General features: G+C 73.2%; 16 protein-coding genes. 6 read left to right on the top strand and 10 right to left on the bottom strand.

The window, feature by feature from the left end:
- Positions 1-2: 2 nt before the first annotated feature.
- The 9 genes from ACIOWN_RS12855 to ACIOWN_RS12815 form a co-directional block, all read right to left on the bottom strand.
- Positions 3-1619 (bottom strand): glycosyltransferase family A protein, encoded by a 1617-nt coding sequence (locus tag ACIOWN_RS12855; protein ID WP_362357137.1) that lies wholly within the window; start codon positions 1617-1619, stop codon positions 3-5.
- 44 nt (positions 1620-1663) lie between these two features.
- On the bottom strand, positions 1664-2950 hold the full coding sequence (locus ACIOWN_RS12850; protein ID WP_362357087.1) for a glycosyltransferase family 87 protein: 1287 nt from the start codon (positions 2948-2950) through the stop codon (positions 1664-1666).
- A gap of 115 nt (positions 2951-3065) precedes the next feature.
- Positions 3066-4385, bottom strand: a complete 1320-nt coding sequence (locus ACIOWN_RS12845; protein ID WP_401982096.1) for a hypothetical protein — start codon at positions 4383-4385, stop codon at positions 3066-3068.
- Positions 4382-6628 (bottom strand): CDP-glycerol glycerophosphotransferase family protein, encoded by a 2247-nt coding sequence (locus ACIOWN_RS12840; protein ID WP_401982093.1) that lies wholly within the window; start codon positions 6626-6628, stop codon positions 4382-4384. The genes ACIOWN_RS12845 and ACIOWN_RS12840 overlap by 4 nt, the downstream gene beginning before the upstream one ends.
- Before the next feature lie 15 nt (positions 6629-6643).
- Positions 6644-8836 carry a bifunctional glycosyltransferase family 2 protein/CDP-glycerol:glycerophosphate glycerophosphotransferase gene (locus ACIOWN_RS12835; RefSeq protein ID WP_401982090.1) on the bottom strand — a complete coding sequence of 731 codons (2193 nt, stop codon included), beginning with the start codon at positions 8834-8836 and terminating at the stop codon, positions 6644-6646.
- A gap of 180 nt (positions 8837-9016) precedes the next feature.
- Positions 9017-9928: a carbohydrate ABC transporter permease gene (locus tag ACIOWN_RS12830; protein WP_362357080.1), complete on the bottom strand. Its 912-nt coding sequence runs from the start codon at positions 9926-9928 to the stop codon at positions 9017-9019.
- The gene (locus ACIOWN_RS12825; RefSeq protein ID WP_401982086.1) at positions 9925-11268 is read right to left on the bottom strand and encodes a carbohydrate ABC transporter permease; all 1344 of its coding nucleotides are present in this window, start codon (positions 11266-11268) and stop codon (positions 9925-9927) included. The genes ACIOWN_RS12830 and ACIOWN_RS12825 overlap by 4 nt, the downstream gene beginning before the upstream one ends.
- Positions 11269-11275: 7 nt before the next feature.
- A complete protein-coding gene (locus ACIOWN_RS12820) occupies positions 11276-12664 on the bottom strand; it encodes a carbohydrate ABC transporter substrate-binding protein (protein WP_362357076.1) in 1389 nt (462 codons plus the stop codon).
- A 215-nt stretch (positions 12665-12879) separates the two neighbouring features.
- Positions 12880-16854, bottom strand: a complete 3975-nt coding sequence (locus ACIOWN_RS12815; protein ID WP_401982147.1) for an FHA domain-containing protein — start codon at positions 16852-16854, stop codon at positions 12880-12882.
- Positions 16855-17357: 503 nt separating this feature from the next.
- Here ACIOWN_RS12815 and ACIOWN_RS12810 point away from each other — a divergent pair.
- The 4 genes from ACIOWN_RS12810 to ACIOWN_RS12795 all read left to right on the top strand — a co-directional run bounded on the left by ACIOWN_RS12810 (position 17358) and on the right by ACIOWN_RS12795 (position 22772).
- Positions 17358-19016 (top strand): protein kinase, encoded by a 1659-nt coding sequence (locus ACIOWN_RS12810; protein WP_401982082.1) that lies wholly within the window; start codon positions 17358-17360, stop codon positions 19014-19016.
- A gap of 121 nt (positions 19017-19137) precedes the next feature.
- Positions 19138-20385 carry a serine/threonine-protein kinase gene (locus ACIOWN_RS12805; protein ID WP_401982079.1) on the top strand — a complete coding sequence of 416 codons (1248 nt, stop codon included), beginning with the start codon at positions 19138-19140 and terminating at the stop codon, positions 20383-20385.
- Positions 20386-20534: 149 nt separating this feature from the next.
- Positions 20535-21647: a peptide chain release factor 2 gene (gene prfB, locus ACIOWN_RS12800; protein WP_362357070.1), complete on the top strand. Its 1113-nt coding sequence runs from the start codon at positions 20535-20537 to the stop codon at positions 21645-21647.
- A gap of 318 nt (positions 21648-21965) precedes the next feature.
- A complete protein-coding gene (locus ACIOWN_RS12795) occupies positions 21966-22772 on the top strand; it encodes a hypothetical protein (RefSeq protein ID WP_401982076.1) in 807 nt (268 codons plus the stop codon).
- Between the two features lie 130 nt (positions 22773-22902).
- Here ACIOWN_RS12795 and ACIOWN_RS12790 read toward each other — a convergent pair whose 3' ends face one another.
- Positions 22903-23094: a hypothetical protein gene (locus ACIOWN_RS12790; protein ID WP_362357068.1), complete on the bottom strand. Its 192-nt coding sequence runs from the start codon at positions 23092-23094 to the stop codon at positions 22903-22905.
- A 279-nt stretch (positions 23095-23373) separates the two neighbouring features.
- Here ACIOWN_RS12790 and ftsE point away from each other — a divergent pair, with 279 nt between their 5' ends.
- On the top strand, positions 23374-24063 hold the full coding sequence (gene ftsE / locus ACIOWN_RS12785) for a cell division ATP-binding protein FtsE (RefSeq protein WP_401982072.1): 690 nt from the start codon (positions 23374-23376) through the stop codon (positions 24061-24063).
- Between the two features lie 33 nt (positions 24064-24096).
- On the top strand, positions 24097-25017 hold the full coding sequence (gene ftsX, locus ACIOWN_RS12780; RefSeq protein ID WP_362357065.1) for a permease-like cell division protein FtsX: 921 nt from the start codon (positions 24097-24099) through the stop codon (positions 25015-25017).
- Positions 25018-25057 lie beyond the last annotated feature (40 nt).

Below are 25057 nucleotides of genomic sequence, written 5' to 3'. Positions count from 1 at the left end.
GCTCACCGGGACGCGGCCCGTTGGAGCAGACGGCGCAGCCTGCCGCGCAGCACGGACGTCACCCCGCTCAGTCCCGCCGCCAGCCGCAGTGCCAGCGCGCCGGAGTGCGTGGCGTAGGGCTGGACGAGCAGGACGCCGTAGCGCACGCTCGGTACGACACGGCGGCGCAGCAGACCGGCGCCCGCGTGCGCGTGTGCCGTCACCTCACGGCTCGCGCCGTCGGTGAACCGCACCCGTAGCCGCAGGTCCCAGGTGCCGGCCCCCAGCTCCGCTAGCTCCACGGCCGTCTCGGCCGACCAGGTGCCGTCCGCGGACGGCGTGAGCGGGACGGCGGCGTGCTGGACCGTGCGCCCCGCCTCCCGGTGCCGCCACTCCACCTCCAGGGCCTCGGGCCCGGCGGACGCCACCCTGCCGTACAGGTCGTGCAGGCGCAGCCGCAGCAGGCTGGTGCCCGCGTGGGGGCGCAGTTCCGCGGCCACGGCCAGCGGCAGGACGTGGACCGGCCGGACCAGGTAGGGCTCCAGGCTGATCTGGGGAAGATCGTCCGCCCAGACGGGGGTGCCGTCCTTGTCCCGGGTGTAGGGCGGGCACAGCCGGGACGGGCGGGCGGCGAACTCCTTCAGGCGCGCCAGATCCCGCGGCTCGGGCGACGCGAGAATCACCCGTCCGAGTAGGCGTCCGGAGGCCGTCGGGTTGACCGCCCAGTCGGCCGCGTCGTACTCGCCGAGGTACTCCCGCGTGTGGTCCCACCACGCGCGCCGGTACTCCGCGTCGCGCAGGCCCAGCTCACGCGCGTACATGCGCAGTTCGTGGTCGAGGAACTTGGCGCGGGCCGCCCGCGCGAGCTTCTTCTGACCGGCGTTCAGCAGGATGTCGTACGCCGACCGGCTGGCCTCGGTGCGCGCCTGCCAGTTCTCGATGTCCGAGCGGTCCAGCGAGATCGACAGCTGTCCGGCCGACCGGCGCACGTTCCACACGTAGACCTGGTCCGGGATGAGAGCCATGCGCGGCCCGGCGGCCAGCACACGCGCGGTGAACACGAAGTCCTCGTAGGGGAAGCGCCCTTCGGGGAAGCGGATCGCGTGCTCGCGCAGGAAGTCGGTGCGGTACAGCTTGTTGACGCACAGGGTGTCGTGCACGAGGCGAGGGAGGTGCGCGGGGTGCGCGAGGACGGCGCCCTCGGCGTACAGCTTGCCCTGCCACGGTACTTCGCGCCCGGAGGGCAGCTCACGGCGCACGCACAGGCCGCTGACGACCGCGGCCCGCTCCTCGCGGGCGGCGGCGAGCAGCGCGTCCACCGCGCCCGGCGGCAGTACGTCGTCGCTGTCGAGGAACATCACGTACGACGTCGTGACCGCGTCGATGCCGGTGTTGCGCGGGGTGCCGCAGCCGCCGCTGTTCTCCTCGCGCCGGATCACCCGCACTCTCGGTTCGGCCGCGGCCAGCCGGTCGAGCAGCTCGGAGGTGCCGTCGGTCGAGCAGTCGTCGACGGCGACGACCTCGCTGACGGCGGGGCCCTGCGCTAGTGCCGAACGCATGGCGTCGGCTATGTGGGCGGCGTCGTTGTAACCGATCACGACAACGCTGACGTCGGCTGAAGGGTGGGGCTGCAGAGGCATGGAGTCCACGAGCGGGAATAGTAGGGGCGGTCGGTATTCTCCCGTTAAGAGGGACTTAGAGTCCCGTGCGGAAGACGGTGTGCGCCTGGCTCGGGTTCCCCTTCCTGCGTCATCAATTTCGTCGATCGCCACAACCGGGCAAAAGAGAATAGCGCGGCGGCGGCCAGCAGACCGTTGCGCATCACCATGAGCGCGCAACCCGTCCACGTGCAGGACGCCACCTGGTGGTACAGCGCGGGATAGGCGATCACGCTGACCAGGCTCGCCGACGCGATCAGCGCGGCGGCCGGCCGCTGCGTGGTCAGCGGCGACGTCAGGCACACCGCCGCGAGGCCGAGCAGCCACACCATGTACTGCGGGCTGATCACCCGGCTGGTCACGGTGAACAGCAGGACGGCGCTCAGCGCGGCGTCGTACGGGGTCGCGGGCGTCCAGTGCCGGGCCCGGATCCGCCACAGCAGCAGCAGTCCGAAGGCGCTCGCCGACAGGGCCAGCGAGAGATGCGCGACGGTGGACACGTACGGTCCGGTGAACTCCAGGGACCCGTACCGGTAGCGCACCCGCCCCGGCCAGCCGGCGTGCGTGGCCAGCGCGAGCGCGGTGCCGCCCAGCGACTCGATCTGCACGCCCCGGCCGCCCTGCTGGCGAGCGAAGGCGAGCGGGTTCCTGAACAGGACGGCGAGGACGGTCAGCGCGACGGCGCCGGTGGCGGCCGCCCAGGTCAACGCCGAGCGGGTCGGACGGCCCCGGGGGAGTCCGAGCAGCGCCAGGACCGGCCACACCTTCACCAGGGCGCCCAGCGCGGCGAGCGCGCCGCACGCGCGCGGGGAGCGCGACAGGGTCAGCAGGGACAGCACGGCCAGGGCGGTCGCCTGGACGTCGTAGCGGGCCAGCGGCACGTGCAGCAGCAGGGGCAGGCCCAGCGTCCAGTAGCCGGCCCCGCGCAGGCTGCGGTCCGGCCGGCTGCCCGCGTGCGCCAGCGCCAGCGTGACCAGCGCGTCGACGGCGACGGTGAGTGCCACGAACGCCTGGAAGTAGGTCAGGCCCGGCAGCAGCGCGGGCGACAGCAGCACCGGACCGGCGCCCGGCGGGTACTGCCACAGCGTGTCGTGCGCCGGGAACGCGCCGTGGGACAGCAGCACGTGCCAGTGCTGGTACAGCTTCCACACCTCGCGCGCCACCGAGCCCCGGCCGAGCAGGGGCAGTCCGTTGTGGGCGAGCAGCCACAGCATCAGGGCGCGCGTGAGGAGCCAGGCGACCGTCAGGCCGAGGAGGCGGTGTCTCGTCGACGGACGCGCGGAAAGACGCGTCACGCTCTGGAAGGCACTCATCACGGCGGATCGTAATCCGATGGAAAGCCGTATATGTGCTGATACGCGTCCTGGTCGACAAGAGCCTGCCAAGTGGACCAAACCGGCCCCGGCACCCTCACCGGGTTCGCCGGGGTCATCGGGTGACCGGGCTCCGCTCGTCCGGCAGGCTGCGGGGACGCGGGCCGGGGACGTCCGCCGCGGGCCGGAGCGCCACACGCTCCAGCAGCAGCGGCACCCCCACCACCGGCAGCAGCCAGGCCACCACGATCAGCCGTTCGCCCCACACGGTGATGTCGGGATGTGCCGCCTGGGTGAGGAACCCGGTGAACGCCGTCGCCACCACGAAGAGCCCGAAAGCCCCCCGCCGCCGCAGCGCACCCCACGCGCCGGCGGCGAGCAGGGCGGCGAACAGCGGCTGCCACAGCTGACGGCGCAGCCACTCCAGCCAGAAGGCGCCCTCCAGCCGCAGCAGCTCCGGCCAGGGGCGATCGCGGTCGGGCAGGGCGTAGTGGCCGGTGAGCAGGTCCTGAACGCTGTCGGTCCCGGTCGGGTAGCGCAGCGCCCGCGCCAGGAGCACCGTGCCGACGGCGGCTCCGCAGGCCACCGCGGTGACCGCCAGGACGCCCCGCCCCGCCGGGCGCCGCAGCGTCCACCGCCGTACGGCGACGGCCGCGCCCGCGGACGCCAGGCTCAGGCCGAGGAACAGCGCCTGGGAGTGCTTGACCGTGAACAGCGCGAGCAGCGCGCCCGCGACCGGGACGGTGCCGGCCCGTGCGCGCCCGTCCAGCGCCAGCGAGCAGCCCCACAGCGCCGCCAGGGTCAGCGCCAGCATCAGGCCCTCGGTCATCGGGCGCATGGCCGTCGTGCCGCACGGCAGCACGTAGTAGAGGGCCTGGCCGGTCAGCGCCAGGGGCGCCGGCACACGCCGGCCGCGCAGCACCAGGAAGACGAGGACGCCGCCCACCGCGGTGACGACGACGCCCGCCGCCCACACGCCCCATGTCACACCGAACACCGTGATGAAGGGGATCAGGAACACCGGATAGCCCGGGCGCGCCTCGAAGATCCGCATGAAGCGCTCCGGCATGAACGGCAGGGTGTGCCCGCCGGTCTGCCCGGCCCTCAACCGTGCCTCCACCTCGCGTCGCAGCCCGGACCGGCACGCGTCCGCCACCCGGGCCGCCGGGCTCGGCTCACGGAAGCGCAGCACGTCCACGCTCCGTGCCCGGCTCGCCCGGGCCGCCTTCCCGGCGCACGCGTAGTCGATCGTGACGGCCGCCGTCTCCCGCTTGTCCGCACCGCGCAGACTCAGCGCGTACGACAGGTAGTTCTTGGTGTCGGGGGTGTCCCGGCCGGTGACCGTGCCGAGCTGGAGCAGCGCGAACACGGCGGCCAGGACCAGCACCCAGGTGCCCGGCCGCCCCGCGCGCGGTCTCCACCGGGGCCGTCTCACGAGGGCGCCAGCAGATCGCGGCCGGAGGCCTGGGCGGGCAGGTGGGCGGCCGTTCCGGGGGCCGCGGGCGCCGCCGACGGATCCGGGGTCCACTCCGTGTCCCCGAGGATCAGGGTCCGTACCACCCGCTCGGCCGCCCAGCCGTCGTCGAACTCGCAGAAGCGCTCCCGGAAGCCGGTCCGCAGCCGCGCCGACTCGGCGTCCCGCCAGTCGCCGGAGGTGAACAGGCGCGCCAACTCCTCGTAGGTGCGTGACACATGGCCCGGCGGTTCGGCGGTGATGTCGAAGTAGGCGCCCCGGCTCGCGGTGTACGCGTCCCAGTCGTCGGCGTGCACCACGATCGGGCGGTCCAGGTTCGCGTAGTCGAACATCAGGGCCGAGTAGTCGGTGACCAGCACGTCGGAGGCGAGCATGAGCTCCTCCACGTGCGGCTCGTCGGTCGCGTCGACGAGCACTCCGCGCCGGTGCAGCTCGGCCAGGCCCAGGCCGCGCGCCGGCCCGGTGGCCAGCGAGGGATGCAGGCGTACGACGAGGGTGTGGCCCTCGCCGAGGTCCGCGGCGAACCGGGCCAGGTCGAAGCGTTCGACGTGGCCGCCGCGCCGGTAGTCCCGGCGGGTCGGCGCGTAGAGCACCATCGTGTGCCCGGGCGGGATGCCGAGCCGGTCGCGGTGGGCGGCGCCGTCGTCCGCGCGCGCGGTGACGAGCACGTCGTTGCGCGGGCTGCCGGTGCGCGCGGAGGTGAACCGGCACGGGTAGGCGCGCTCCCAGACCAGCTCGGAGTGGCGGTTGGCGACCAGGCTGTGGTCCCAGCGGTCGGCGCGCTTCAGCAGGCCCGGCACATCGACGCCGTGCCGGGCGCCCGGCTTGCCCAGCAGGTCGGCCGCCATGAACTTCAGCGGGGTGCCCTGATGGGTGTGGATGTGCGTGCTGCCGGGCCGTTTGGCCGGGACGGAGGGCCAGTTGACGTTGTTGACGAAGAACGCGGCCCGGGAGGCGAGCTGCCGGTGGCGCGGGGTGCCGGGCAGGACGTACTCCACGTCCGGCGGCAGCAGCGCGGCCTGCTCCCGGTCGCCGATCACCCACACCCCGCGCAGATGCGGCGCGATCTCGCATGCCTTGCGGTGGACGGCCGCCGGGTCGCCGAGCATGCCCCGGTGCGAGAACGCCGAGTACAGGACGAGGTCCTGGTCCAGGGGCCGGCGGGTGTGCAGCGCGGCCCAGCCGTTCTTGACCCGTCCGGCCGCCGCGCGGCGGATCCGCAGCGCCCGGCGCCCGAGTTCCCGGCCGGCCCGCCCGGCCTGCCGCCTGACCCGGTAGGCGGCCCAACCGCCCTCCAGCATCCGCACCTGACCGCTCGTGTCCGCGTCCGGGGGCCGGTGGGCGCGGAACATCCGGGCCGTACGGCGGAAGAACTCGGCCTTGTCCGAGGGCGGCAGCCGGTCCGGCTTGGCGAGGATGTCCAGGCAGTGCTCGCCCATCTTCCGGTGCAGGTAGGGCCGCCAGCTCGCCAGCTCCGGATGGGAGTCCAGATGGGCGAAGACCCGCTCGTACTGGTCGTGGATGTCGAAGTGCCTGCGGCTGGTGGTGGACAGGATGTTGCCCTGCCGGCGCTGGCGGTAGTACAGGCAGATCCGGTCGAGCGTGGCGATCCGCCGGGCGGTGAGCAGGACGGGGAACGTCCAGGGCGTGTCCTCGTAGTAGCCGGGCGGGAAGACGAAGCCGTGCTCCTCGACGAAGCCGCGGCGGTAGACCTTGTTCCACACCACCATCAGCAGGTCCAGCATCCGCGGGTGTTCGGCGGCGGTGAAGGTGCCCGCCCCCGCCTCGGCAAGCACCGCGGCCAGTACGTTGCGCCGGGTTCCGCCCCACCAGTAGGTGCGGGCGTAGTCGAAGACCAGCACGTCCGGGTCGCCGGTCTCCTCCAGCCGGTCGGCGACGGCGCGCAGGGCGCCCGGGGTGAGGGTGTCGTCGCTGTCGAGGAAGAACAGGAAGTCGCCGGTGGCGAGCGGCATTCCGGCGTTGCGGGCACGGCCGAGGCCGACGTTCTCCGGCAGGTGCAACACCCGGACGCGCGGGTCGCGGGCGGCGTACTCGTCGAGGATGGCGCCGCTGCCGTCGGGGGAGCAGTCGTCGACGGCGATCACCTCGACGTCGGTGAAGGACTGCGTCAGGACCGAGTCCAGGCATTCGCGCAGGAACCCCTGCACCTTGAAGCAGGGGACGATGATGCTGAGGCGGGGCACGGCTGCGTCAGCTCCTCAGTGGGTGGCGGCGGGGGCCGGGACACGCTCGGCGAGCGGGATCACGGGCGGGAGCGCTTCGGGCGGTTCGCCGAGGAACACCCGGCGGACGACCCGCTCGGCGGCCAGGCCGTCGTCGAACTGGCAGAACCGCTGCCGGAACCGGGCGCGCAGCGCCGCCGACTCCGGGCCCGCGTACCCGCCGTCGCGGAAGACCGCCGCCAGTTCCCCCGGTGTGCGGACGACCGGGCCGGGCGGTGTGTCCATGAGGTCGAAGCAGACTCCGCGGATCTCCCGGTAGACCTCCCAGTCGTCGGCGTACACGACGATCGGGCGGTCCAGGTTGGCGTAGTCGAACATGATCGACGAGTAGTCGGTGACCAGCGCGTCCGCGGCCAGGCACACGTCCTCCGCGGAGCGGTGCGCGGTGACGTCGATGATCCGGCCGCCGCTTAGCGGCCCGCCCCGGTCGTAGAAGTAGTGGGCGCGCAGCAGGACGACGACGTCCTCGCCGGCCGCCGCGCAGAAGGCCTCCAGGTCGAGGCCGGGCTCGAAGCCGGTGTGGTGGTCGCGGTGGGTGGGCGCGTACAGGACGGCCCTCTTCCCCTCCGGGACGCCCAGTTCGCGGCGGACGCGGGCCACGTCCTCGGCGCGGGCCGTGCAGTAGACGTCGTTGCGCGGGTAGCCGTACTCCAGGGGCTCGTAGGAGCCGGGGAAGGCCCGTTCCCACACCTCGGTGGAGTGCCGGTTGGAGGAGACGTTGTGGTCCCACCGGTCCACGCGGCGCAGCAGCTTGGTGAAGCTGCCGGACCGCGCCGCGACCACCGGGTACGTCGACTGGTCGCAGCCCATCGTCTTCAGCGGGGTGCCGTGCTGGGTCTGGAGGTGCACGCTGCCGGGGCGTTTGACGACGGCGTCGGCGAAGTTGGCGTTGTTCACCAGGTACTTGGCGCGGGCCAGCACCTTCCAGTAGCGGCGGCTGCCGATCACCGCGTACTCCACGTCCGCGGGGACGGTGTGCTCCTGGCCGGGCTCCACCAGGAACACACCGCGCAGGTGCGGGGCGAGTTCGCGGGCCTTGGCGTGCAGGGCGGCCGGGTTGCAGGCGTATCCCCGGCCCCAGTAGGCGCAGTACACGACGAGGTTCTCGTCGAGTGGGCGGCGCAGGTGCAGGCGGTAGGCGAGACGGGCGCGCAGCCGGGTCCCGCGCGGCAGACGCCGGGCGGCGGTCCCGGCCGTCCGGCCGGCCGCGCACCGTACGCGGAACGCCGTGTACGCGCCCGCCGCCAGCAGCCGGTGCGGCACGCCGGACCGGCCGCGCGGGGTGCGACGGCCCGCCGGGCGGTGGCGCCGGTACAGGCGGTGGGCCCGGCGGAAGAACGCGCGGCGCCGGGCCGCGGGCACCCGTTCCCCGTCCGCGGCCACCGACAGCACCGTGTCGAAGAGCTGCTCGAACAGGGGCGTGAACCGTTCCGCGGGCAGTTTCCCGGCGGCGGCCCGGACGAGCACCCGCTCGGTCTGGTCGAGGAGGTCGAACTGGTGCTCGCCCGGGAGATCGAGCCGGCTGCCCTGCCGGCGCAGCAGATGCCGTACGACGACCCGGCGCAGCACCGCGACGCGCTCGGCCGCGACGGTGACCAGGCCGCCCCAGCCGACATCGGTGAAGTGCCCGTCGGGGAAGACCAGGTCGTGTGCGGTCGCGAAGGAGCGCCGGTAGGCCGCGCTCCACGCGGGCAGCGCCACGCCGGTCAGCTGCGGGGCCTCGGCTGGGGAGAAGGAGGGCGCGCGGACGGTGACCGGCGCGGGCCCGGCCGTGGTGGCGGGTTCGCCGTCCCACCAGGGGCACCGCTCGTGCTCGAAATACAGCACGTCGACCTCGCCCGTCTCCTCGAGGCGGGCGGCCAGCGCGGCCAGCGCGCCCGGCGCCAGGACGTCGTCGCCGTCGAGGAACAGCAGGTAGAGGCCGCTCGCCGCGCGCGCCCCGGCGTTGCGCGCCGCGCCGAGGCCCTCGCACGGGGGCGAGTGCACCAGGACCACCCGCGAGTCCCGCGCCGCGTGGTCGGCGGCGACGCCGGCGGCCGGGGCGGCCGGGCCGTCGCACACCGCGATCAGCTCGAAGTCTCCGAAGGACTGGGCGAGGACCGAGTCCAGCGCCAGGGACAGCCGGCCCGCGACACCATGCGACGGGACGACGATGCTGAATCGGGGCATTCTGCTCTTTCTTGTGTTGATTCGGTCCGCTGTGTGCATACGGACTCCCAAAAGAGCAAACGGTGTTCAAAGGCTCCGGGTGACGGTCTGCCGGCCGGCGGGTTGCCGCAGGGTTGCGAGCGGGCATCGGATCGGGGGCAGGCCGGCGCCGGCCCGCCCCCGAGTTCCGCTCGAACGTCCTTACTTGACCGCGCCCGCCATCACGCCCGAGACGAACTGCCGCTGGAAGGCGAAGAACACGGCCAGCGGGATCACCATGGAGATGAACGCCCCGGGCGCCAGCACGTCGATGTTGTTGCCGAACTGGCGTACCTGCGTCTGGAGGGCGACCGTGATCGGCTGCGTGCCGGACTTGGTGAACACCAGCGCGACCAGCATGTCGTTCCACACCCACAGGAACTGGAAGATGCCCAGGCTCGCGATCGCGGGCCCGCCGAGCGGCATCACCACGCGGGCGAACAGCCGCAGTTCACCGGCGCCGTCGAGGCGGGCCGCCTCCAGCAGCTCGCGGGGGATCTCCGCGAAGAAGTTCCGCAGCAGGAACACCGCGAACGGCAGGCCGTAGCCCGTGTGGAACAGGATCACCCCGAAGATCGTGCCGAACAGGCCGAGCTTGCCGAACAGTTCGGCGATCGGGATGAGCGCGACCTGCACCGGCACGACCAGCAGGCCGACCACGGCCAGGAACCACCAGTCCCGGCCGGGGAACTCCATCCACGCGAAGGCGTAGCCCGCCAGCGAGCCGACGAGGACCACCAGGATCGTCGCCGGCACGGTGATCAGCACCGTGTTCACGAGGGAATCGGTGATGTCGCCGTTCTCCAGCAGTTTCCGGTAACTGCCGAAGGTGAGCTGCGCGGGCTTGCTGAAGACCGTCCACCAGCCGCTCGCGCTCATGTCCTCGGGCGCGCGCAGCGACGACAGCAGCAGGCCGATCGTGGGAACCAGCCAGAACAGGCCCACCACGATCAGGAAGACGCGCAGCGCGCCGCCGCTCACGGCCTCCGCCAGCCGCGACCCCAGGGACGGCTTCGCCTTCACGGCCTCGGGAACGGGCGCCGCCTTCGTCGGACTCCCGGTCTGCGCCGTCATCGCCGCACCTCCCGCCGCAGCCTGCGCATGTTGAACAGCATCACCGGGACGACCAGCAGCAGGAGGAACACCGCGATGGCACTGGCGATGCCGGGTTGACCCTCCGAGAAGCCCTTGCGGTACAGCTCCAGCGCCAGCACGTTGGCGTCGTCCTGGGAGGAGCCCGGGGCGATGATGAAGACCAGGTCGAAGATCTTCAGCACATTGATCATCAGGGTGACCGCGACGACCGCGAGCACGGGCGCCAGCAGCGGCACGGTGACCCTGCGGAACACCTGCCACTCGTTGGCGCCGTCGACCCGGGCCGCCTCCAGCAGTTCCCTGGGCACGCCCGCGAGCCCGGCGGCGATCAGCACCATCGCGAACCCGGCCCACATCCACACGTACGCCCCGATGATGGCCGGGGTCACCAGCGCCGGGCCCAGCCAGTCCACGCCGTTGTACGGCGCGTTGAAGTTGCTCGCCGGAAGCCTCAGCCGAGCGCCGTCCGCCTGGGCGGGCAGCGCGAACGTGCCGTCGTCGGCTGCCTTCGTCGACGCGACCACCCTGCCGTCCTTGACCGCCTCGATCCGCATCCCGGCGTAGCCGAACTCCGGCGGGTCGACCGCGCCGAGCCTCCCGACGCCCTTGCCGCGCGTGAAGTCCTGCCAGGCCGTGCCGGTGAGCCTCCCGGCCTCCGGCTCGGCCCGTACGGCCCTCTTCGCGCTCCTCGGCATCTGTTCGGGGGCGACGCCGACGAGGGGCAGGGCCACCCACTCGCCGGTGCGGACCGTGGCCGAGGTGACGAAGCCGCCCCGGTCCGGCCTCAGCGGCGAGTCGCGGCCCGGGTGGGCCTTCGGGAACGCCGAGGACTGCGCGAAGGTGTCGTGCACCCCGACCCACACCGCGTTGGCGACGCCCCGGTCCGGGTCCTGGTCGTACACCAGCCGGAAGATGATCCCGGCCGCCAGCATGGAGATCGCCATCGGCATGAAGACGACCAGCTTGAACGCCGTTCCCCAGCGCACCCGTTCGGTCAGCACCGCGAAGACCAGGCCGAGCGCGGTGGCGACCGCCGGCGCGAACACCACCCAGACGATGTTGTTCTTCAGCGCGGTGCGGATGCCGTCGTCGGTGAACAGGGCCTTGTAGTTGTCGAATCCGGCGAATCCGTCGCCGGAGGCGTTGTAGAAGCTGCGGACGACCGAGTACCCGATGGGGTAGACCACGAGCGCGCCGAGCAGCACCAGGGCGGGCAGCAGGAAGAGGGCCGCCACGGTCCTGCGGGTGCCGGTCACGCTCTTGCGACGACGGGGCGCGGCGGGACCCGTCGGGGCTCCCGCCGCCGTGGCCGGCGCCATCGCCGGATCAGCTCCCGCCGCCGTACGCCGCCGCCGCGTCCTTCTCCAGCCTCGCCTGGGTGCCCGCGACGTCCGACGGGTTCTTCAGGAAGTCCTGGAGTTCCTTCCACTCGCCCTTGCCGGGCGTGCCGCCGAAGGCCTGCGGGGCCTGGTCGGACATGTCGAAGCGGAAGTCGTCGCCCGAGTCGATCAGCGCCTTGGCGATCTTCTGCTGGACCGCGTTCGGATACGCCGAGCCGGGCACGTTCCTGTTCGGCGACAGGTAGCCGCCGAGCTTCGCCTGGATCGTCGCCGCGTCCGCCGAGGCCAGGAAGGTGACCAGGGCCTGGGCCGCCTTGGAGTCCTTCAGGATCACGGCCGCGTCGCCGCCGGAGACGACCGGCGGGGCTGAGCCCACGGCCGGGAACGGGAACACCTTCGCGTCCGTGCCCACCTCGGCCTTGGTCTCGCCGATGTTGACCTGGGCGAAGTCGCCCTCGTAGACCATGCCGGCCTTCGGCTGGTCGCCGCCGGTGAAGGTCTGGGTCACCGAGGCCGGGAACTCGGTCTGGAGGGCGCCGTCCGGGCCGCCCGCGATGTAGTCCTTCTTCGACCAGATCTGGGCGAGCGTGGTCAGCGCGTCCCTGACGGACGGATCCGTCCACTTGATCTTGTGCTGGGCGAGCTGGTCGTACTTCTCCGGGCCCGCCTGCGAGAGGTAGACGTTCTCGAACCAGTCGGTGAGGGTCCAGCCGTCGGCGCCGCCCACGGAGAACGGGGTGACCCCGGAGTCGTAGACCTGTTGCGCGGCGCTCAGCAGGTCCTTCCAGGTCTTGGGCTCGCTCGCGCCCGCGTCCTCGAAGACCTTGGCGTTGTACCAGATCAGCGACTTGTTGGCGGCCTTGTAGTAGGCGCCGTACTGCGTGCCGTCGACCTTGCCGATGTCCTGCCAGCCCCGCGAGTAGTTCTTGGTGAGCTGTGCCTGTGCCTCCGGGCCCAGCGGCTTGGCCCATTTCTTGTCCACGGCCTGTTTGATGGCACCGGGCTGCGGAAGCAGCGCCACGTCCGGCGGTTGGCCGCCCGCGATCTTGGAGCCGAGGAAGTTGATGATCGGGTCCTGGGCGGGGACGAAGGTGACCTTGGCGCCGGTGCGTGTCTCGAACTCGGCGAGGACCTGCTTGAAGTTCTTCTGCTCACCGCCGGTCCACACGGCGGCGACCTCCAGCGTCGCGCCGTCCAGCTTGGGGAGGGTGACGCCGCCGCCGGGCTTCGTGCCCATGCTCTGGTCGTCGCCGCTCTTCTTGTCGTCGCTTCCGCCGCCGCACGCGGTGAGGGAGAGGGCCAGTGCTCCCGCGGCGACGGCCGCCGCGGTCCTGGCGGCCCTGTGGCTGAGGATGGTGCTGCTCGTGCTGCGCATGACTGCCCCGTTCTCCGCTTCTCGTCGAACGTCCGAGCGCTGTCCCGTGGGCTCTGGTGTACGCCGGGGTCCGGGAGTCGGCAAGGGCGCCCACGGTGTCAACCGGGCGATCGTGACCACGTCGTGACGCAGAGTCAGCTACTGATCGCGGCGGCGGGAGCCGGTGACGTGGGGCTGGTGACGGTGGCGGGGCCGATGGTGGCGGCGGGGCGTGGTTAGAGCAAGGAGGGAATGCGGGCCGCCGACACCTCCCGCGCCGCCCGCTCCAACGCGCTTGCCAGCAGGGCCAGATCCGTCGGCCCGTTGCCCAACTCCCGTACCGAGCGCCGGGTGGGCGGGTCGCCCATGCGGTGCCACTCCAGGGGTACGACCGTGGGGCGCTGGGTCGCCGTGCGCGGAATGCGGCCCGTGACGCGGCCGCCCTGGAACGCCGTCACCCGGCCGTCCGCACAGGCCAGCCGGCCGCGTCCGGGCGCCGGCTCGTCCGGCCCCTGGGCCGGCGCGTCCAGCGAGACCCGCAGCGCGGCCCGGCGCGCCGGTTCGGTCTGCGCCGTACGGCCGCCGGGCGTGGTGGCCGCCACCAGGTGGACGCCGAGGCGCTCGCCCTCGCGGGCCACCGCCTCCAGCGCGCGGACGACCGACCCGGCCGAGGGCCGGCCGGGCGAACCGAGCGAGGGGGAGACCAGGGCGTCGAGGTCGTCGACGACCACCACCAGCCGGGGCAGCGGCGGCGCGGCCTCCGCCTGCCGGCGGGCGGAGGCGGGCCTCAGTCGCATCGTCGAACTGGGCGGGCTGTCGAGGTCTCCCGCACCGCCGGCGCCCGGTCCGGTCGGGTCCGTGCCGGTGTGCCCCGGGGGGAACGCGCCGTGGACGGCCGCCGCGCGCTGGGCGGCCCGGGCCGCGTCCGCGCCGGCAGTCCTCGGGCCGGGCAGAGCCGAGTGGGCCGTGCCGGGGCCGGTGGGGTCCGTGGGGGTGTGGCCGGGCTCGTACGCGCGGCGGGCCGACGTCCCCTGCTGAGAGGTGCCGGTGTGGGAGCCGGCCGTGTCAGTGCCCGTTGACCTGGGGCCGGGCGGGGCCGTGTAGGCCGTGCCCGTGCCGGTGTGGCCGGGCTCGTACGTGCCGCGGGGCGCCGCCCCCGGCTGCGGGGTGCCGGTCGTCCTCGGGCCGGGCAGAGCCGAGTGGGCCGTGCCTGCGCCCGTGTGGCCGGGCTCGTACGCGCTGCGGGGCGCCGCCCCCCGCTGCGGGGTGCCCGTGGTGGGGGAGTCGGCAGCGCCCGCGTAGGCCGAGGCCGGGCCGGGTGTGCCGGAGGGGGCCGGTGTGCGTTGGGGGACGAGGCGGCCGGAGACCTCGCGGCGCGTGTGCCACTCGGTGAAGTCCGTCAGCCCCACCAGTTCGGCCCGGCGTTTCAGCTCGGCGCTCAGCGACTGGGCGAACTCCCGCATACGGACGGGGTCGTTGGCGGTGAGGTGGGTGGTCACGTGCGGCACGTCCGTGCAGACCCGCAGGCCGTCCCCGTGCCCGCCGCCCGCGCCGGTGCCGTCCCGGCCGTCCACCAGCACGATGCCGAGGCGGTCGGGGCGCTCGGCGGCGGCGAGCGAGGCGACGACGGACCGCAGCAGTTCCGTACGGCCGCTGCCCGCCGGACCCTCGATCAGCAGATGCGGGCCGTCCGTCACGAGGTCGGCGCAGACCGGCCCGCGCGGACCGGCGCCCAGTATCGTCCAGGCGCGCCCGCCCAGGGCCGCCGTGTCGTCGGCCGCGTCCGCCCAGCGGGCCTGGAGCGAGGCCGGGGTGGCCCGGGCCAGCCCCAGCTCGTCGAGCAACCGCGCCGACAGGGGCAGCGGCGCCGACACCCGGGCCGGCCGGTCCGCTCCGGGCCCGTCCGTCCGCAAGGGCGCCAGGGCCCGCGCGAACCGCTCGGCCCACGCCAGGGACACCGCGTCGACGACGGCGACGGTGCCGGGGGGTATGGGGTCGCGGTGCGGGGCCCGTGCCGCCGGGGCCCCGGCGGCGGCGTCCCCGGGCGAGACGCGAAGGGGGTCGTCCGGGTGCCGCCGGATCCGCTCGGCCCCGCCGTCCGGACGGGCCGCGGCCGGGTGCCCCGCGACACGCATCAGCCGCAGCGCCGTCGCCACGTCACCGCTGAGCAGTGCGACGGCCCCGCACTCCCCGAACCCCGGCGACACCGCGCACGCCGACTCGTAGGTGTCCGTCACCGGGGACGCGGGCGAGGCGGGCGTCGTCTCGGCGAGACACACCACGTGTATCCCGGCCCGCGGGCCGTCGTGCGCCAGGCGAGCCACCGCCTCGCGCGCGGCCGCGCCGCCGGGGTCGCCGTCCACGACCACCACCGTGTACGGCCCCGCGAAGCCCCGCTCGCCCGCCGGATCGCCGTCCCGCGCCCAGGACGGCCGCCGTGGGCCGGAGTGCGCGTCGTCCGTCCCGGAAGCGGGGGCGCCGCCCGGGTGGTCCGCGGCGTGGTCCGCGTGGTTCGCCGTGCGGTCCTCGACGCGCCGCAGGAGTTCGTCCGTGCGGGCCGCGGCCTGCTCGCGGTCGTGGGCGAGCAAGAGGCGGCAGTCCTGGCCGTGGGCCGGGCGGACGTGGGGCAGCCAGCCGAGCCAGGACCACTCGGCGGTGCGCTCCTCCAGCGGGCGGCCGCCGTCGGCGCTGATCAGCACGATCTCAAGGGTGTCGGGGGAGTGCGCCGCGGCGAGCTGGGCGAGCACCGCGCGGGCCAGCCCCGACAGACGGGCGCGCGGTCCGGCCAGGCCGAGCGCCCTCACCTCGCGCAGGTCGGCGGTGACGGGGACCGCGGGCAGCAGTCCCGAGCCGTCGGGGGCGGGCCGGTCGGCCGTGCCGAGCCGCACGGTGAGCGCCTCCGGGTGCCCCGGCCCGCGCTCCCACAGCCGCGGCCCCGGGCCCAGCGCCGCGAGGAGCAGGGCCGCCGGGTCCGGCCAGGTCTCCGGCTGCTGCGGCGCCGCGCACCACGCGGGCGCGTCCTGCGCGCGCGTGTCCGCCGCGCCGCCGTCGTACGTCCCACGCCGGTCGGACGCCTGCTCGCCGCGCCCGCCGGCCAGCCGCCTCGCCCACGCCCCGAGTCCGCCGCGCCGCCGCAGCACCTGCGGCACGCCGGTGCCGCCGTCGGCCGTGATGGCGAAGGGCACGGGCGGCCGCGCCGAGCCGTGCGGGCCCTGACCGCCCTCGATCCGGGGCGCGCCCGCCTGCGAGGGAACCGCGGGCGGGTCGACGGGCCCATGCGCCTGGGGTTCCGGCGGGTGCGGCGCGAACGTTCCCCGGTGGGTCACGGTCGGGCCCGCGGCATCGCCGTACGCGCGCGTGGCCGCCGCCCGAGCACCGCTGCCGTCGCCGTCGCCCACGCCGTCCCGTACGCGCGCGTGTGCGGGAGTGACGGTGGCGGCCGGTGCGGGGGTGTGCTCGGCGGGGAGCCGCACATGTCCCTCCCCGTCGGGTGTCGTCCGTACGCGGGCGTCCGGTCCCGCGGCCGGTGTCAGGCGCAGGGCCGACTCGCCGATGCGCAGCAGCGCCCCCGGGGCGAAGCGGACCGGGCGGGACCCGACGGGACTGCCGCCCAGGACCGTGCCGTTGGTGGAGCCCAGGTCGGCGACCGAGACGCCGCCGTCGGGGGCGACCGTCACCGCGCAGTGCACGCGCGAGACGTCGGGGTCGTCCAACGGCACGTCCGCGTCGGCGGAACGGCCCACGGTGATCTGCCCGCCGTGCAGCAGGTGCACCCCGCCCGCGTCCGGTCCCGCGACCACGTGCAGCTGGGTCGGCGCGTCGTCGAGCTCGGGGTGCGGCTCGGGGTCGGCGGGGGCGCCCAGGGACAGCACCGCGCCGTCGAGCAGCGGGGGCTCGCCGAGCGTGCAGCGCTGGGCGTCCAGCCGCTCCGCGCCCGCGTACAGCACCACGGGGCCCGCTCCCGGCTCCCGGCCGCCGGAGGCGCCCCGCTCCCGGCCGCCCCGCTCGGACGCCGAGGTCCCCTCGCCGCAGACCGCCGCGGCCAGCGCCGCCGCCACCGCGGCCAGGGCGGTACCGGCGGGCGCCGTGACCAGTACGTCGCGACGCGCGGCGCGATCGCGCGCCGGTGGGTGGCCGCCCCGCTCCTGCGAGGCCGAGACCGTGGGGGAGGGCGGGCCCAGCGGATCTACGACGGTCAGCCGGATCTGCATCGCCGTCAGCGGTCCCTTCTGCGCGGGCGCCCGCGACCGGCGTGGGGCGAAACCGCCCCGCGGTCCCCCACCGCGGACTTTCCCCCACCACCGCACGAGCACGTCGGCCAGTTCTGGAGGCATCCTCGCACCTACCACCGACAGCGCGCCTGCCGCCCATCGCCAAGTGATCTTGATTGGTCGGCTCTGCCCGCAAAAGTTCCCGGCACATGCCCATCGAATGTCCGCTCGGTGCCTGCTTGGGATCGTTCATGACCGTACGAGGCAACCAACCGACCTGAGCCGAGCGTCTTTCCGTCGAACATGTACGGGGCCCCATGCGTACGTCGCCGTGGAAGGAGCCGGCGCGGCGCGGCCGCGGCGCCGGGCGCGTCAGCTCGACCGCCCGGCATCGCGGAGGACGGCACTAAAGTGGGTCGGAACACCCGCGCGGCGGGTCGCGGCATCCGCGGGACGCCCCGGGAGCGCGGGTTCAGGCAAGCAAGCAGCAGGGAGCACATGACGTGCGGCCGGTAGGCAGCAAGTACTTCCTGGAGGAGCCGCTCGGACGCGGTGCCACCGGGACCGTCTGGCGGGCCCGCCAGAGGGAGGCGGCGGGCGCTGAGGCGGCCGTGCCCGGACAGCCCGGTGAGACCGTCGCCATCAAGGTCCTCAAGGAGGAGCTGGCGAGCGACGCCGACATCGTGATGCGGTTCCTGCGGGAGCGGTCCGTCCTGCTCCGGCTGACCCATCCGAACATCGTGCGGGTGCGCGACCTGGTGGTGGAGGGCGATCTGCTGGCGCTGGTCATGGACCTCGTCGACGGCCCCGACCTGCACCGCTACCTGCGCGAGAACGGCCCCTTCACGCCCGTGGCCGCCGCGCTGCTCACCGCCCAGATCGCCGACGCGCTCGCGGCGAGCCACGCCGACGGGGTCGTGCACCGCGACCTGAAGCCGGCCAACGTCCTGCTGCGGCAGGACGGCGGGCAGATGCACCCGATGCTCACCGACTTCGGCATCGCCCGTCTGGCGGACTCGCCCGGACTCACCCGCACCCACGAGTTCGTCGGCACGCCCGCGTACGTCGCGCCCGAGTCCGCCGAGGGCCGGCCGCAGACCTCCGCGGTCGACGTCTACGGCGCCGGGATCCTGCTGTACGAGCTGGTCACCGGCCGTCCGCCGTTCGCCGGCGGGTCGGCGCTCGAGGTCCTGCACCAGCACCTGAGCGCCGAGCCGCGCCGCCCGTCCACCGTCCCTGACCCGCTGTGGACGGTCATCGAGCGCTGCCTGCGCAAGAACCCCGACGAACGGCCCAGCGCCGAGAACCTGGCCCGGGGCCTGCGGGTCGTCGCCGACGGCGTGGGCGTACACGCGGGCGCCGCGCAGATCGCCGCCGCGGAGGCCGTGGGCGCGCTGCTGGCGCCGGACCCGGCACCCGCGACCGTGCCCGCTCCCGACGTGCCCGGCGCCGCCGACCCCACCCAGGTGCTGCCGCAGGGCGCGGCGTCGTACGACCCGAACGGCGCGACCAGCGTCCTGCCGCACACGGGCGTGCCCGGCGCGGCCGATCCGACCACCGTGCTGCCCGCCCACGGCGGCGCCGACTCCACGCGCGTGATGCCGCAGGGGCCGCCCGGCGACATGAACGGCGCCGGCGGGCCGTACGGGGACCAGCAGCCCGAGCAGCCGCACCCCTGGCAGAACCAGCTCCGCGCCGCCCGCGACCGCAACGAGCAGACGCAGGTCCAGTACCTGGACCCCGGCGAGGACCCGCTGCGCCGCCGCCCGCAGCGGCAGGTCGCCCGGCCTCAGCAGCAGCCGCCGCGCCGGTCGCAGGCTCCCCAGGCGCAGCCCCGCGGCTACCAGCAGCAGCAACAACAGCCGCAGCGGTACGCACCCCAGCCGCAGCGGTACGCGCCCCCCGCCCAGCCGGAGCCCCGGCGGCCGGTCCGCGAGCCGAGGCCGCCGCGGCAGCGCAGCGCGAACCCGATGAAGATCCCCGGCCTCGGCTGCCTCAAGGGCTGCCTGTTCACGATCATCATCCTGGTGGTGGCCGGCTGGCTCGTCTGGGAACTGACGCCGCTGAAGGGCTGGATCGGGACGGGCGCGAGCTACTGGGACCAACTGGGCACCTGGGCCACCGCGGTGGGCAACTGGCTCAAGAACCTGAGTGGCAAGTAGGACAGCCCGGACGCGGGTCTGGGGATTTGTCGACAGCCGGCGGGTGAATTCCGGCTCCGTGGTGAGGGTTGGCTCGCCGGACGCGTAGCTTTGTCGGCAACACGCGTCTGTAGGAGCAGTCTTGGCACGGAAGATCGGTAGCCGGTACACCGCCAACCAGATCCTGGGGCGGGGCAGCGCCGGCACGGTGTGGCTCGGCGAAGGACCCGACGGCCCCGTCGCCGTCAAGCTGCTGCGCGAGGACCTCGCGTCCGACCAGGAACTCGTGGGCCGCTTCGTGCAGGAGCGGACGGCGCTGCTGGGCCTGGAGCACCCGAACGTGGTCTCCGTACGGGACATGGTGGTCGACGGCAACGACCTGGCCCTCGTCATGGACCTGGTCCGCGGCACGGATCTGCGCACCCGGCTGGAGCGGGAGCGGCGACTGGCGCCCGAGGCGGCCGTGGCGATCGTGGCCGATGTGGCCGACGGGCTCGCCGCGGCGCACGCGGCCGGGGTCGTGCACCGGGACGTCAAGCCGGAGAACGTGCTGCTGGACATGCAGGGACCGCTCGGCCCCGGCGGCGCGCATCCGGCGCTGCTGACCGACTTCGGTGTGGCCAAACTCATCGACTCGCCGAAGCGGACCCGGGCGACGAAGATCATCGGCACCCCTGACTACCTCGCGCCGGAGATCGTGGAGGGCCTGCCCCCGCGGGCCGCCGTCGACATCTACGCTCTGGCCACGGTCCTGTACGAGCTGCTGGCGGGCTTCACTCCGTTCGGAGGCGGGCATCCGGGCGCGGTGCTGCGCCGGCACGTCACGGAGACGGTGGCACCGCTGCCGGGCATCCCGGACGAGCTGTGGCGGCTGATCGTCCAGTGCCTGGCCAAGGCACCGGCGTCGCGGCTGCGGGCCTCGGAGCTGAGCGCCCGGCTCAGGGAGCTTCAGCCGATGCTCGCGGGGATGCCGCCGCTGGACGTGGACGAGCCGGACGCGGAGACCTCGCGGGAGGCGGGCGAGGAGGCGTCGTCCGACCGGTCGGCGCCGCCTGCCGGGGCCGGGGAGCGGGTACGGCGGGGAGCGGTCCCGTTGGTGCCCGGGGCGAAGCCGGACTCCAACCGGGACACGCACACGTCGATGCGGGTGCCGGCACCCGACGAGCTGGCCGGAGGCGCGCGGGGTACGGCCCGGGTGCCGCGAGCGGCGGGCGCGCCGCGCCCCGGCTCCGCCGCCCGCCACCGGGCCGCGGCGCGGCGGCGAAGGCTGACGCTGGGCGTCGCGGGCGTGGTGGTCGCGGGGGTGCTCGGGGCGGGCGTGTGGTGGGCGTCGTCGGGGGACGGATCGGACGGGACCCCGGGGACACCGGGCCGATCGGCGTCTCCGTGACGGCGCCCTCGGCCTCCGGGACCGCGCCCCGGGGCGCGGAGCGCGGGGACGGTCACGCCCGGCCCTGGAGGGTCCCGAGGGACCGCTGAGGCCCGAGGTACCGGGGGAGCGCGGCGTTCGCCGGTTGGCGGAGCCGTTACGCTGGATGCGTGGCAGTCGTCGATGTATCCGAAGAGCTGAAGTCCCTCTCCTCGACCATGGAGTCGATCGAGGCCGTTCTGGACCTCGACAAGCTGAGGGCAGACATCGCCGTGCTCGAGGAGCAGGCGGCCGCGCCCTCCCTGTGGGACAACCCGGACGAGGCGCAGAAGATCACCAGCCGGCTCTCCCACCTCCAGGCGGAGGTACGGAAGGCGGAGGCCCTGCGCGGCAGGATCGACGATCTCGACGTGCTCTTCGAGCTCGCCGAGGCCGAGGACGACCCGGACACCCGCGCCGAGGCCGAGGCCGAGCTCGCCGACGTCAAGAAGGCGCTGGACGAGATGGAGGTCCGGACGCTGCTCTCCGGCGAGTACGACTCCCGCGAGGCGCTCGTGAACATCCGGGCCGAGGCCGGTGGCGTCGACGCCGCCGACTTCGCCGAGCGGCTCCAGCGCATGTACCTGCGCTGGGCCGAGCAGCACGGCTACAAGACCGAGATCTACGAGACGTCGTACGCCGAAGAGGCCGGCATCAAGTCGACCACCTTCGCCGTGCAGGCGCCCTACGCCTACGGCACCCTCTCCGTCGAGCAGGGCACCCACCGCCTGGTGCGCATCTCCCCCTTCGACAACCAGGGGCGCCGCCAGACCTCCTTCGCCGGTGTCGAGATCCTGCCCGTCGTCGAGCAGACCGACCACATCGACATCGACGAGTCCGAGCTGCGCGTCGACGTCTACCGCTCCTCCGGCCCCGGTGGCCAGGGTGTCAACACGACGGACTCCGCGGTCCGCCTCACGCACATCCCGACCGGCATCGTGGTCTCCTGCCAGAACGAGCGCTCGCAGATCCAGAACAAGGCCACGGCCATGAACGTCCTCCAGGCCAAGCTGCTCGAGCGGCGCCGCCAGGAGGAGCAGGCCAAGATGGACGCCCTCAAGGGCGACGGCGGCAACTCCTGGGGCAACCAGATGCGCTCCTACGTCCTGCACCCGTACCAGATGGTCAAGGACCTGCGCACCGACCACGAGGTCGGCAACCCCGAGGCCGTGTTCAACGGCGAGATCGACGGGTTCCTGGAGGCCGGAATTCGCTGGCGCAAGCAGCAGGACCAGGGCAAGTAGCAGCCCGGGACACCCCAAGCAGACTCTTTGTCGACAAGGCAACTGCCGCTCCTCCAGCGGTAGTTGCCTTTTCTGTTGCCCGATGTCCAGGTTTTGCGTCACGCTCACATACTTCAATCACGCGCAAACGGCGCACAGTTGGACATCGCGCCCGCAACGACCTTGACGGTCTTTCAAAAAGCGGCAAGGGTGAAGCGTGGCATGCGCATTTCTGGGGCGCATGTGAACCGGGGGGATCCGCACTGCGCCAACCACCCCCGTTGATCACTGCCCCGCGCGCCGCTCGAAGACGATTCAGCTACTGGGGGTAGCAACCATATGACGAAGAAGACGCGGGTTCGTGTCGCCCGCATCGCGGCCGGTGCCGTGATCGCCGCCGGCGCCTCGCTGACCGCCGCGGGCGCGGCCTCGGCCCTCGATCTCGGTGTCAGCGCCGGCGTCGGCGGCACCAGCATCAAGGCGGTCGCGTCCGTGGGCGACGAAGACCCGACCGACCCTTGCGACGTCGTCGGCGTCTGTGAGGGCGAGACCGGCGGTGGTAACAGCGACGGTGGCTCCGGCGACGGTGGCAACAGCGACGGTGGCAACAGCGACGGTGGCTCCGGCGACGGTGGCAACAGCGACGGTGGCTCCGGCGACGGTGGCAGCAGCGACGGTGGCAGCAGCGACGGTGGCAGCAGCGACGGTGGCGCCGGTGACAACGGCGGCGGCAACGGCGGCGGCAACGGCGGCAACGGCGGTGGCAGCACCGACGGCGGCTCCGGCAACAACGGCGGTTCGACTGGCGGCAACGGTGGTTCCACCGGTGGCAACGGTGGCTCCACTGGCGGCAACGGTGGCAACAACGGTGGCTCCACCGGCGGTAACGGCGGCTCCACCGGCGGCACCGTCCCCAACGGTGGCGGCAACAACGCCGTCCCGCAGGAGAAGGGTTCCTCGGCTCTCACCGAGACCGGCCCGGACGCCTCCAACCCGTCCGCTCAGGGCAACGGCCAGGAGCTCGCCGAGACCGGTGCCGCTGAGACCACGTTCCTGCTGGTCGGCGCCGCGACGATGATCGCCGGCGGTATCGGCTTCCGGTTCCTGCCGCGCCTGATGGAGGGTCGCGGCGGCGCCGCTGCCTGAGCGTGGCGAGTGACCTACGCACGGTGCGTACGCACGGTAGGTACACACGCGCGTACGGCTGAGTGAACGACGAGGGGCCCGGAGCGGCAAGCTCCGGGCCCCTTCGCGTCTCGCGTCCTCGGGCTGCGCCCTACACCGTCTGGTGGGCCAGCAGCGCCACCGCGGCGATCAGTACCACCAGCAGCGCGACCAGCGTCATCGGGTTCAGCCCCGCGAGGAAGCTCTCCTGCTGCAGCCGCTCGCGGTTCGCACGGCACACGGGGCACCGGCCCTCGTTCACGGGCGCCGCGCAGTTCGCGCACACCAGCCGGTCGTACGTCATGCGCTCGCCCTCCTTGCACCGGTCCTACCCAGTCAACGCCCACGCGCGCGTGAACGTTCCCTCCCCCACAATGCCAGGTTCGCCGGGACGGCGCGCGGGTCGCTCCACAAAGGCGGGCCCCGCACGGGCCCCGCACCGAATCCTCGCGGTACCGCTCCGCGAGAATATGCGCCGCACAAAAACACACAACCCGCACCTAACCCTGACCGGCGACTGCGCGCCCCTCCCCGGTTCGCGTAAGGTCACGCACATCTACCCCCGGCGACCCGTGGTGCATCCGTGATCCGATTCGACAATGTCTCCAAGGTCTACCTCAAGCAGACCCGCCCGGCCCTCAGGGAAGTGACCCTGGAGGTGGAGAAGGGCGAGTTCGTGTTCCTCGTGGGGTCCTCCGGCTCCGGAAAGTCCACCTTCCTGCGGCTGATCCTCCGCGAGGAGCGGTGCAGTCACGGCCAGGTGCACGTCCTGGGCAAGGACCTCGCACGCGTCTCCAACTGGAAGGTCCCGCAGATCCGCCGCCAGCTCGGCACGGTCTTCCAGGACTTCCGCCTCCTGCCCAACAAGACGGTCGCGGAGAACGTCGCCTTCGCGCAGGAGGTCATCGGCAAGTCCAAGGGCGAGATCCGCAAGTCCGTGCCGCAGGTGCTCGACCTCGTCGGGCTCGGCGGCAAGGAGGACCGCAGGCCGGGCGAGCTGTCCGGTGGTGAGCAGCAGCGCGTCGCCATCGCGCGCGCCTTCGTCAACCGGCCCAAGCTGCTCATCTGCGACGAGCCCACCGGCAACCTCGACCCGCAGACCTCCGTCGGCATCATGAAGCTGCTCGACCGCATCAACCGGACGGGCACCACCGTGGTGATGGCGACCCACGACCAGAACATCGTGGACCAGATGCGCAAGCGCGTCATCGAGCTGGAGAAGGGCCGTCTCGTCCGCGACCAGGCGCGCGGCGTCTACGGCTACCAGCACTGACCAGCCCACGACGGAAAGGCTTGACCAGACGCCATGCGCGCCCAGTTCGTCCTGTCGGAGATCGGTGTCGGTCTTCGTCGCAATCTGACGATGACCTTCGCCGTCATCGTCTCCGTCGCCCTGTCGCTCGCCCTGTTCGGCGGGTCGCTCCTCATGAGCGACCAGGTCAACCAGATGAAGGGCTACTGGTACGACAAGATCAACGTCTCGATCTACTTCTGCAACAAGAGCAACGCCCAGAGCGACGCCAACTGCGCCAAGGGCGCGGTCACCGAGGACCAGAAGAAGACGATCCTCGCCGACCTGAAGAAGATGTCGGCGGTGGTCGAGAACGTCACCTACGAGTCCCAGGACGAGGCGTACAAGCACTACCAGGAGCAGTTCGGCGACACCCCGCTGGCCAACACCATCACGCCGGACCAGATGCAGGAGTCGTACCGGATCAAGCTGAAGAACCCGGAGCAGTACAAGGTCATCGCGAGCGCCTTCAACGGCCGCGACGGCGTGTACGCCGTGCAGGACCAGAAGGGCATCCTGGACAACCTCTTCGGGCTGCTGAACGGCATGAACTGGGCCGCGCGCGCGGTGATGTCGCTCATGCTGGTCGTGGCGCTGATGCTGATCGTCAACACCGTGCGCGTCTCGGCGTTCAGCCGCAGGCGTGAGACCGGGATCATGCGTCTGGTGGGCGCCTCCGGCTTCTACATCCAGGCGCCGTTCATCATGGAGGCGGCGGTCGCCGGACTGATCGGCGGCGGTGTCGCCTGCGGATTCCTGGTCACCGCGCGGTACTTCATCATCGACCACGGTCTCGCCCTGTCCGAGAAGCTGAATCTGATCAACTTCATCGGCTGGAACGCGGTGCTGACCAAGCTGCCGCTCATCCTCGCGACGAGCGTGCTGATGCCGGCGGTGGCCGCGTTCTTCGCGCTGCGCAAGTACCTGAAGGTGTGACGCACGCCAAAGAGGTCGTACGGTCGAGCAACCGTGCGGC

This window comes from Streptomyces sp. NPDC087787 (genome assembly GCF_044743035.1).
Taxonomy (GTDB): domain Bacteria; phylum Actinomycetota; class Actinomycetes; order Streptomycetales; family Streptomycetaceae; genus Streptomyces.
This window is presented reverse-complemented; position numbering and strand designations above follow the sequence as displayed.